Below are 10,532 nucleotides of genomic sequence, written 5' to 3' on the forward strand. Positions count from 1 at the left end.
GTTGACGAGTCCAGAGACTCGTCAACCACTCACAGGCGTAGCCTTGCCCGTGTGTTCACCGGGATCCCCACCGCTGCGCTCGACTTCTACGAGGACCTCGAGGCAGACAACAGCAAGAGTTTCTGGACCGCGCACAAATCCGTCTACGACGACTCGGTGCGCGCCCCCATGACCGCCCTGCTGGCGGAACTCGAATCGGAGTTCGGCGCGGGCAAGGTGTTTCGCCCCTACCGCGACGTCCGGTTCTCGAAGGACAAGACGCCCTACAAGACCCATCAGGGCGGATTCGTCGAGACCCGTCCCGGCGTTGGCTACTACGTGCAGATCGATGCCGCCGGGCTGTTCGTCGCGGGCGGCTTCTACTCCCATACCCCGCTGCAGGTCGGCCGCTACCGTGACGCCGTCGACGACGACCGCAAAGGTCGCGAACTCGTCCGGCTCGTGAAGAAGGTCCGGTCGTCGGGGTTCGAGATCGGCGGCGACACGCTCAAGACGCGTCCCCGTGGTGTCGCCGAGGACCACCCGCGCCTCGACCTGATGCGGCACAAATCGCTCACCGCCAGCCGCAGCTATCTCTCCCCCGACTGGATCGAAACACCCCGCGCCGCTGACGAAGTGCGCACGGCCTGGCGTTCGATGCGCCCGCTCGTCGACTGGCTGACCACGGTGATCGGCGCCGGAGAATAAAACTTACCGGTCGGGAAAACATGTGTGGCACACAGCGTTTCCTCGGCATTTTCGGGCGTTGGCATGATCTTCGTCACGCTGGGCCGCAGAACCGCAGGTCGTACTTACGGCGATGTGACTCACACGCGCGAATTCCCCTACTGTGGCTCGTCGTGATCGACGCGCAGACTCTCTCCGGCCCTATCGATATCGCTGCAATTCGAAACGTCCGGCGCTGGTCGCCGGGGGCGTGCGTATGGTGCGGAGACGACAACGCAGTCGAGATGTTCCGTAACGAACCTCGGTGTGGCACTTGCCGCGAGAAGGAAACGGTCATCGACGAGGCCCGCCGCTTCCTGGGCATGTACGGTCTGCGTCCGCTCGGCGGCACGTTGCAGTCCGACGACGACGAGGAGCGCGAGCACCGCGTCAACGCCCGCGACGCGCGCCGCGACCTCAACGAGACGAAGCTCGCGGAACTCCCGGACCCGGCCGCCGTGCGCAAGGCGCTCCGTCCCCGGGCTGCCAGCGTGGTGTCGGAGCCGCGCAGCACCGCCCATTCGGGAACGTCGTCGGCCACCACGCCGTCCCGCCCGAGCGCGTCCCGCACGTCGGCCACGCCGCCGGTGGCTCCGGTGCGCACCGACGCCGTCGACGTCGCCGCGCTCGAATCGCGCGTCACCGGTCTGCTCGATCAGCTCTCGGCGATCGACGCGCAGATGAATCTGATCGGCGAGCCCGCCGGCCTCGCCGCGCGCGCCCGGATCAGCGACCTCGAGAAGCAGCGCGCCACCGTGCTCCGCACCCTCGCGGCACTGGAGAAGGCCCGGATCGCAGCCGGCCAGTAGGCCACATCTTCCGGGCTGCCGCAGGGTGATACCGTCGCCCTTCGTGCAGCCCGTCTCCTCTTCCACCGCGCTGGTCATCGACGCGAAGAAACCGCCGATGGGCCCGATGCTGGTGACGCCCAACGCCCGGATCAACGGCTTTCCCGTGCCGCTTCGGTGGGGTCACAACGTCATTCCGGCGCCTCCCGGTGTGCATCACATCGAGATCGCCGTCCCGTGGATCTGGGAGCAGGGCAAGGCGCAGATCACCGTCGACAACAGATACCACCCGGCGCCCCCGGTGTACTACGCGTCGCCGTTCAGCAGTTTCAGCAAGGGCGCCATCGACCATCGGCCGGTGAAGAATCCCGGTTTGCTCGGGCTGCTGCTCATTCTCACCCCGGTACTCGTGCTGATCCTCGCCGTGGTGGCGTTCGCCCTGTTCGGCTAGGCGTCCCACGCCGCCCATTGACACTTATACCGATGTGTCTCACCATCGATACATGACCGCACATGTGTCGAGCGTCTCGTTCGTGCCGAGGTCCGGACCCACGTGGCGCGCCCCGTGGCAGATGTACGCCGCCCTGCGCGAAAACGACCCCGTCCATCACGTCGTCCCCGAGGACGCACCCGGGAACGACTACTGGGTGTTGTCCCGGCACGCCGACGTCTACGCGGCGGCCCGGGACGCCGAGACGTTCTCGTCCGCCGCCGGCCTCACCACCACGTACGGCGAGCTCGAGAAGATCGGCCTGCAGGACAATCCGCCGCTGGTGATGCTCGATCCGCCCGACCACACCGCGTTCCGCCGTCTCGTGTCGAAGGGATTCACCCCGCGACAGGTCACCGCCGTCGAACCGGAGGTCCGGTCGTTCGTGGTGGAACGCCTCGAACGCCTGCGGGAAGCCGGCGAGGGCGACGTCGTGACGGAGCTGTTCAAGCCGCTGCCGAGCATGGTCGTCGCCCACTACCTCGGCGTCCCCGAGGAGGACCGGGCGCAATTCGACGGCTGGACCGACGCGATCGTCGCGGCCAACGCTCAGGGTGACACGCTGCAGGCGACGGGTGCGGTCACCGACCTGATGGGCTACTTCGGCGGACTGATCGAGCGGCGGCGCACCGACCCCGGTGACGACACCGTCTCGCACCTCGTCGCGAGCGGAATGGGGGCCGACGGCGATCTCGCCGGACTGCTCTCCGTCCTCGGTTTCGCGTTCACGATGGTCACCGGCGGCAACGACACGACCACCGGGATGCTCGGCGGCGCAGTCCAGTTGCTCACCGAACATCGCGATCAGCGGCGCGACCTGATCGACCACCCGGAGCTCGTCGGCGACGCCGTCGAGGAACTGCTGCGGCTCACGGCCCCCGTTCAGGGTCTGGCCCGCACGGCGACCCGCGACGTCGAGATCGAAGGCGCCGTCGTCCCCGAGGGCCGGAAGGTGTTCCTGCTGTACGGCTCCGCGAACCGCGACCCGCGCCGGTTCGGACCGGATTCGGAGGAGCTGGACGTGCGCCGCAGACCGACGCAGATCCTCACGTTCAGTCACGGCGCCCATCACTGCCTGGGTGCGGCCGCGGCCCGGATGCAGGCCCGGGTCGCGCTGGAAGAACTGCTGGCCCGCTGCCCCGACTTCACCGTCGACGTCGACGCCGTCGTCTACGCCGAGGGAAACTACGTGCGCCGCCCGACGAGCATCCCGTTCCGGGTGCGCGAATGAACGCCGACTGGATGCGCGACGAACGCCCCCGGATCGCCGCCGAGCGCATCCTCGACGTCGCCGCCCAGCTGTACGTCGAGAAGGGCATCACCGCTGTCGGCATGGCCGACGTCGCCCGGGCGGCCGGGTGTTCCCGCGCCACGCTGTACCGCTACTTCGACAGCAGGCAGGCACTGCAGCTGGCGTTCGTCCACCGCGAGGCCCGGCGCATCGGCGCACTGGTCGCGGAGGAGGTGTCCGCGACCGCCGGCCCGACGGACGTGATCGTGGAGGCGATGCTGGCAGCGGTCCGGCTGGTGCGCGCCGACCCCGCGCTGGCCGCGTGGTTTCAGCTCGGCGACTCGGGCCTCGCCGCGCAGATCGCGCACTCGTCGGACGTCATCGAGTCGCTGGGCGCCGCCTTCCTGGGGCGGGCGGGGTTCACCGGAGAGGAGACGTCCCGGAAGGCTCGGTGGCTCGTCCGGATCATCGTCTCGCTTCTCACCGTCCCGGGCATCGACGACACCGACGAACGCACCATGCTCGAGCAGTTCGTCGCCCCGGCACTCACCGCACACGACGCCGACGAACGGGACGCTCGTTCGATCTGACGCGAGGAGCGTCCCGTTCGCCGGGCAGGTGAGCGGCAAAGCGTGCGGCGGCACACCACGCCACTCACGTGGGGGTCAGCGCGTCGCCGCGGCCCGCTCGTCCGCGTCGACCTCGAGAGTCGTCTTCCGGTCGGATTCACCGATCCGCGCGAGGACCAGCGGCTTGCGGAGCCGCAGGTAGCAGTACAGGGCGAGGTAGCCGAGTGCGGTCGCGAAGAAGATCCACGCGACCACGCCCCGCGCTCCGGACGGGAACGGGTTGAAGCTGTACCAGTACACGAGCACGGACCCGATCGCGGCGAGCACGGTCGCGAGCCCGATACCCAGCCGCAGCGACCGCGACCGGACCGCGCAGTAGCCGGCCGCCAGTGCAGTGAGACCGTATGCGGCGATCAGCATGTACCCGGCGTACGTCCCGAGCAGACCGTACGACGTCTCCGCCGTCGTCACCAGCACGCCGAGGAGCCCGGCCACCAGGTAGATGACGCCGAGGGTCGTCACCGCACCGACGGGAGTTCCGTGGCCGGCACTGACCTTGCCGAGGCGAGCGGGCAGCAGACCGTCGCGGGCCAGGGTGTACACGGTCCGGCTGGTGCCTGCCATGACCCCGAGGGTGGACCCGAAGAAGCTGACGGCGACACCGATGTCGATGAGGTAGCCGAGCCACCCGACGCCGTTGTGCTCCGCCAGGGTGTCGAGGGGTGCGTTCATGTTGTCGATCGGCAACCCGCGGAAGCCGAGCACGATGATGTAGGTGGCGACGATGTAGAGCACCCCGCAGGCCAGGACCGAGCCGACGACGGCGAAGCTGATGGCCCGCTTGGGATGACGCGCCTCGCGGCCCAGCGTGGCGGCGTGGTCGAATCCGGCGAGGGAGAACACGGAGAAGCCGGCGGTCGCGAGGATCGCGGTGGCGCTGAAGCCGTGGAAGTCGAACTGCCGGCTGTCGATCGGACCGGTGTCGGAGTTCGCGAGGACCACGATCAGGAGCACCACGATCACCGCCACGGTGAAGAATTCGATGACCAGCAGCAGCTTCGCGGACAGCTTCACCTCGCGGAGATTCAGGGCCGTCACCGCGACCGCGACGGCCCCGGCGCAGATGCCGAGCGTCCACGTGCTCGCGGGCAGACCCACCTTCTGGAGGAACGCGTCGAGGTAGATCGCCGAGCCGATCACGCACGCGGGTCCCGCGACGAGTGACGACGCGAGGTGGGTGACCATGACGAAGAATCCGGCCGGTTTGCCTGCCGCGCGGGCCGCGAGTCCATACGTCCCTCCGGTGGTGGTGAAGCGTTTGGCCAGCCAGCCGATGCCCCCGGCGAATCCGAGGACCAGTACCGAGGTCACGGCCCACGTGATCCAGCTGAGGTTGCCGGCGATGGTGACGACGACACCGATGGCGAGGGCCAGCGTCGACGCGGGCGCCAGAATGCCGAGCGAGACGCCGAACACTGCCCACGTCGGGAGGATTCCGCGCGGCAGTTGACCGGCCTCGGCGTTGGTTTCCGCCGAGGACGTCATCGTGTCCTCCGTGGTCGATCCATCGTGCACAGTCTTCATGAATGCTCCTCGCGGATGACAGGACAGAGAGTGTCGAATAGTTGGCTGGTGGGCCAGTTATGAATCATCGTGAGGGCGATCACACCCGATGTCAAGAGCGCATCACGCCCCGAGCGACGTCAGGAAGGCGGGTTGACAGCCCCTGTGAGTGCCGCCACAATCTAAATTGACTGATGAGCCAGTTATCTATTTTCCGATCGGCAGCAACGTGAGATCGAGGAGAATCCCCTATGACCACTGTGGTGGCCGAGTCCGTCACACAACTGAGCGCGTTCTCCGACCCTGCCTCGGTAGCCGTCGTCGGCGCCTCCGCCGACCCCGCGAAGTGGGGTTACTGGCTGGCGAGCGGCGCCCTGACCGGCGAGCACCGCCGCCGGGTCCATCTGGTCAACAGGAGAACCGACACCCTCCTGGACCACGCATGCCATCCCACTCTGTCGGCCCTGCCCGACGTCCCAGACCTCGTCGCGCTCTGCGTGCCCGCGCCGTTCGTCTCGGACGTGGTGGACGAGGCCCTCGCTCTCGGCGTCCGCGGATTCCTCGGCGTCACTGCCGGCGTCACCGACGAAGCCGAACTCGCGAGCCGGATCCGCAGTGCCGGAGCGCGACTCGTCGGCACCAACAGTCTCGGCATCTACGACAGCGCCACCGACCTCTCGCTGGCATGGGGACGGTTCACACCCGGGCCGCTCGCGATCATCTCGCAGAGCGGACAACTCGGCTCCGAACTCGCCGCACTCGGCGCCCGGCACGGCGTGGGTGTGTCCCGGTTCGTCTCCATCGGGAACCAGTCCGACGTCACTGCCGCCGAACTGCTCGCCGACCTCGGCAACCACGACCCGACGCGCGTGATCGCCCTGTACCTCGAAAGTTTCCGCGACGGTGAATCCCTGTTCCGGACGTTGCGTGCCCTGCGCGACACCGGAAAGCCGACCCTGCTGCTGACGGTCGGCGCCAGTGCCGCGAGCACGCGACTGGCCCGGTCCCACACGGGCTCACTCACCTCCGCCCTGGACGTCGTCGACGCCGCCTGCCGGGCGGCGGGCGTGCTCCGCGTGAGCACCCCTGACGAACTGGTCACCGTCGCAAGGGCATTCCTGGCCACCACCGTCCCGGCAGGCGACCGCGTCGCCATCGTCGGCGACAGCGGCGGGCAGTGCGCCGTCGCCGCGGACGTGACGAGCGCGAACACGCTGACCGTCCCCGGACTCTCGCAGGCGCTCACCGAATCCCTTGCCGGGCGGCTGCCGTCCGGTGCCGCCAGCAGCAATCCGGTGGATCTCGCCGGGGCCGGGGAACAGGACCTGGGAAGTTACGCGGACGTCGTCGAATGTCTCCTTTCTGCCGACGAGTCGGACGCCGTGGTGCTCACCGGCTACTTCGGCTGCTACGCCCGGGACGCACCCGCGCTCGCCGAACGCGAAGCGGCCGTCGCGGAACGGATCGGGCGGGCGTCCGCGGAGACGGGCAAACCCGTCGTCGTCCACACCATGGCCCCGGAATCGAGCACGGCACAGGTACTGTGGCGGCACGGCGTACCCGTGTTCGACACGATCGATTCCGCGAGTCGCGCGCTGGCCGGACTGTCCCGCCTGCGACCGCCGGTTCCACCGAATCAGGCCCCCTCCGAGACTGTTCCGCAGGGACCGCTCCGACCCGGCTACTGGGCGGCGCGGGAACTCCTCGCCGAACTGGGCGTCGACTTCCCGGACGGCGGGGTCGTCCGCACCCGGGAGGAGGCCGTCGAACTGGCCGGCCGCCTGCGGGCACCGTGGGTCCTCAAGGCGAGCTGGCTCGAGCACAAGAGCGAGGCCGGAGGGGTTGCGGTCGGCATCGCCGGCACCCAGCACCTGGTGCGCAGTTTCGACGACATGCATGCCCGGCTCGGCGACGGCGACTACGTGCTCGAGGAGCAGGACACCCGGTCGGGAACCGTGGAGATCCTCGTCGGCGCACGCCGTGATCCCGACCTCGGCCCGGTGATCGTGGTGGGGGCAGGCGGCACCGAAACCGAAGTGTTGCAGGACATCGCCCTGGAAGTGGCACCCGTCGGACCCGAGAGTGCCCTCGCGATGCTCGAACGCCTCCGCTGCATGCCGCTTCTGCGCGGCTGGCGGGGACGCCCCGCGGCATCCGTCGACAGCCTGGTCGGCGTGATCACGCGGGTGTCCCGGTTGATCACGGAACGGACCGACATCGCCGAGATCGAGTTGAATCCGGTCCGCGTCGCCCCGGACGGCGCGCTCACCGTCGACGCGCTCGTCGTGGCCGCCGAACCGGCCCCTGCCCCGTGAGTCCACATCCTGCGACAGCACAGGAGAACACTGCGATGACCGAGACCCGCTCCCCCGGCCTCGTCCCGAACACTGTCGACGAATTCCGCGGCCGCGTCGCCGTCGGCACCGACGGCGGCCACTGGCTCGGCAAGTCCGTGTACACGGATTCGCGAGCGGCGGCCCGATGACCACCACGATGCACACCACCTGGGACCGCGACTCGATCCTCGTCGGCGGGAACTGGATTCCCGTCACCGAGTACACGCTGGTGCACGACCCGGCCACCGAGTCGGTGATCGGCCGGTCCGCGTCGGCCGGTGTCGATCACGTCGACGCAGCCGTCGCGGCGGCACGCGCCGCTGGAACAGTCTGGGGTGCACGCACTCCCGAGGATCGCGCGAAGCTCCTGGAAGAGCTGTGCGACCGACTGCGCGCGCGGAGGCAACTCCTCGTCGACACCACCGTCGCCGAAGTGGGTGCCCCCGTCACTGTGGCCGAGGAAGCGCACATCGACCTCGGTATCGAGATCCTCGCGTCGTATGCCCGGCTCGCCAGGGACCTTCCGTTCCAGGAACGGTTGGGCCGGACGCTGCTGTTGCGGCGCCCCGCGGGTGTCGTCGCGTGCATCACCCCGTGGAACTATCCCTTCTACCAGCTCGTGGCCAAGGTGGGCGCTGCTCTCGCGGCGGGCTGCACCACCGTCGTGAAACCGGCCGAACTCACCCCGCTGTCCACGTATCTGTTCGCTGACGCCGTACTCGACGCCGGACTTCCGCCGGGGGTCGTGAACCTGGTGCCGGGCCGCGGCCGCACGGTGGGAGCCGCGCTTGCCGCGCATCCCGGTGTCGACGTGGTGTCGTTCACCGGCTCGACCGCTGTCGGCAGGGCCGTCGCCCACTCCGCCGCGGAATCCCTGACACGGGCGTGCCTCGAACTCGGCGGCAAGTCGGCGTCCGTGGTGCTGGGCGATGCCCCGCTCCCGGAAGCGGTCACCGCGACCGTCGACGCGGCCATGCTCAACTCGGGTCAGACGTGCAGCGCGTGGACTCGTCTGCTCGTGCCGCGTGCATGCTACGAGGAGGCGGTCGCACTCGCCGCCGACCATGCCGGCGCGTTGCGGGTGGGCGATCCCCGGGACCGCTCGACGCAACTCGGGCCGGTGATCTCGGCTGCGCAGCGGCGATCGATCGCGGAGTCCGTCGACGCGGCGGTCGCCGGCGGGGCGCGCCTGGCCGCGGGAGGTACCGGCGTGCCTGCCGGCCTCGAGACCGGCCACTACCTGCGGCCGACCGTGCTCGCCGACGTCGGGCCGCGCGACCCGATCGTGCGGGAGGAGATCTTCGGACCCGTGCTGGTCGTCCTCCCCCACGACGGCGACGACGACGCGGTCCGGCTCGCCAACGACAGCGACTACGGGCTCGGCGGCGCCGTGTGGTCGGCCGACCCGGACCGGGCACTGGGCGTCGCGGCGCGGATGGACACCGGTCAGGTCGACGTCAACGGCGCCCCGTTCAACCCCGAGGCCCCGTTCGGGGGCTGGAAATCGTCCGGCCTCGGCCGGGAACTCGGCCGGTTCGGCGTCGAGGAGTTCACCGAACTGACGGCGGTGCAGCGCTGACCCGACGCACCCGCACGGCACCACCCGCACACCACAGTCCCGCACCGGCACAACCGCATTGGAAGCGAAGGAACAGCATATGACCACCACCAACATCCCCGCCTGGCCCCTGACCGACGAGCAGAAGCAGATCGTCGAGCTGTGCCGCGACTTCGCGCAGAAGGAGATCCGGCCCCGCGGCCGGGAGGTCGACGAGGCGGATGTCGTGACACCCGTCGACATCTTCGCCAAGGCCGCCGCGGTGGGCATCACCGACTTCATGATCCCCGAGGAGTTCGGCGGAGGCGGCATGGGCGACGTCTTCACCCAGTGCCTGGTGCAGGAGGAACTGTGCTGGGGCGATCCCGGCATCGGGAACCTCGTGTGCTCCAACGGCTTCTTCTCCGACCCGATCATGGTCCTCGGCACCGAGGAGCAGAAGAAGCAGTGGCTCGGCCCCCTCACCGGACCGAACGCCCCGATGACCTCGCTGGCCACCACCGAACCGGGATCCGGTTCGGATGCGGCATCGATCGTCACCACCGCGGAGCGCATCGACGGCGGCTACCGCCTCAACGGGCAGAAGGCGTGGATCTCGAATGCGGGTGCCGCCCAGTTCTACGTCGTGTTCGCGAAGACCGACCGCACCCAGCGGTCCGGCGGCGTGTCCGCGTTCCTGATCGAGAAGGGCGCCGAGGGAATGACGTTCGGTGAGCCGATGAAGAAGATGGGGCAGCGCGCCATCGTGTGCCGGGAGATCTTCTTCGACAACGTGTTCGTCCCCGAGGAGAATCGTCTCGGCGCCGAAGGGCAGGGCTTCTACGGCCTGATGGGCACGTTCGACATCTCCCGTGTCGTGCTCGGGGCGGCCGCCGTCGGCGCCGCCCGCGCCGCCTACGAGTACGCCCTCGACTACGCCAAGACGCGCAAGCAGTTCGGGGTGCCGATCATCGAGCACCAGGCGGTCGCGTTCCGGCTTGCGGACATGGCGACGCGGATCGAATCCGCCCGGCTCCTGGTCCATCACGCCGCCCGCATCATCGACAGCGGCGGAAACGCCCGGGGCATCGCCGCCATGGCGAAACTGACGGCGTCCGAGACCGCCATGTTCGTCACGCACGCTGCGGTGCAGACGCTCGGCGGGTGGGGGTATTCCCGCGAGTACCCCGTCGAGCAGTGGATGCGCGACGTCAAACTGGAGGAGATCGAGGAAGGCACGTCCGACATCATGAAGCTCGTCATTTCCCGGAACCTGGACTGAGCGACGTGGGTGCGCGGCGGCGGACACACCG

10 protein-coding genes are annotated in these 10,532 nt (G+C 69.1%); 9 read left to right on the top strand and 1 reads right to left on the bottom strand.

The window, feature by feature from the left end; translation table 11 throughout:
* Nucleotides 1–51: 51 nt before the first annotated feature.
* From ACFTZB_RS37425 to ACFTZB_RS37445, 5 genes are all read left to right on the top strand, one after another.
* Nucleotides 52–687 (top strand): DUF2461 domain-containing protein, encoded by a 636-nt coding sequence (locus tag ACFTZB_RS37425; RefSeq protein ID WP_378439703.1) that lies wholly within the window; start codon nucleotides 52–54, stop codon nucleotides 685–687.
* 263 nt (nucleotides 688–950) lie between these two features.
* A complete protein-coding gene (locus tag ACFTZB_RS37430; protein ID WP_378439705.1) occupies nucleotides 951–1,514 on the top strand; it encodes a hypothetical protein in 564 nt (187 codons plus the stop codon).
* A gap of 43 nt (nucleotides 1,515–1,557) precedes the next feature.
* Nucleotides 1,558–1,944, top strand: a complete 387-nt coding sequence (locus ACFTZB_RS37435; protein ID WP_378439707.1) for a hypothetical protein — start codon at nucleotides 1,558–1,560, stop codon at nucleotides 1,942–1,944.
* Between the two features lie 52 nt (nucleotides 1,945–1,996).
* Complete coding sequence (locus ACFTZB_RS37440) at nucleotides 1,997–3,214, top strand: cytochrome P450 (RefSeq protein WP_378439709.1); 1,218 nt, start codon at nucleotides 1,997–1,999, stop codon at nucleotides 3,212–3,214.
* Nucleotides 3,211–3,804: a TetR/AcrR family transcriptional regulator gene (locus tag ACFTZB_RS37445; protein WP_378439711.1), complete on the top strand. Its 594-nt coding sequence runs from the start codon at nucleotides 3,211–3,213 to the stop codon at nucleotides 3,802–3,804. Before ACFTZB_RS37440 ends, ACFTZB_RS37445 begins: the two co-directional genes overlap by 4 nt.
* A 75-nt stretch (nucleotides 3,805–3,879) precedes the next feature.
* Here ACFTZB_RS37445 and ACFTZB_RS37450 read toward each other — a convergent pair whose 3' ends face one another.
* Nucleotides 3,880–5,367, bottom strand: coding sequence for an APC family permease (locus ACFTZB_RS37450; RefSeq protein ID WP_378439713.1), 1,488 nt, complete (start codon nucleotides 5,365–5,367; stop codon nucleotides 3,880–3,882).
* A gap of 230 nt (nucleotides 5,368–5,597) precedes the next feature.
* Here ACFTZB_RS37450 and ACFTZB_RS37455 point away from each other — a divergent pair, with 230 nt between their 5' ends.
* The 4 genes from ACFTZB_RS37455 (at nucleotide 5,598) to ACFTZB_RS37470 (ending at nucleotide 10,501) form a co-directional block, all read left to right on the top strand.
* Nucleotides 5,598–7,661: an acetate--CoA ligase family protein gene (locus ACFTZB_RS37455; RefSeq protein ID WP_378439715.1), complete on the top strand. Its 2,064-nt coding sequence runs from the start codon at nucleotides 5,598–5,600 to the stop codon at nucleotides 7,659–7,661.
* Between the two features lie 35 nt (nucleotides 7,662–7,696).
* Entirely contained in the window at nucleotides 7,697–7,831 is a 135-nt protein-coding gene (locus ACFTZB_RS37460) for a hypothetical protein (RefSeq protein WP_378439717.1), read from the top strand.
* On the top strand, nucleotides 7,828–9,261 hold the full coding sequence (locus ACFTZB_RS37465) for an aldehyde dehydrogenase family protein (protein WP_378439719.1): 1,434 nt from the start codon (nucleotides 7,828–7,830) through the stop codon (nucleotides 9,259–9,261). The genes ACFTZB_RS37460 and ACFTZB_RS37465 overlap by 4 nt, the downstream gene beginning before the upstream one ends.
* 79 nt (nucleotides 9,262–9,340) lie before the next feature.
* Complete coding sequence (locus ACFTZB_RS37470) at nucleotides 9,341–10,501, top strand: acyl-CoA dehydrogenase family protein (protein WP_378439722.1); 1,161 nt, start codon at nucleotides 9,341–9,343, stop codon at nucleotides 10,499–10,501.
* The last annotated feature ends 31 nt before the right edge of the window (nucleotides 10,502–10,532 follow it).

The sequence above is a fragment of the Rhodococcus sp. NPDC057014 genome, assembly GCF_042673295.1.
GTDB lineage: Bacteria > Actinomycetota > Actinomycetes > Mycobacteriales > Mycobacteriaceae > Rhodococcus_F.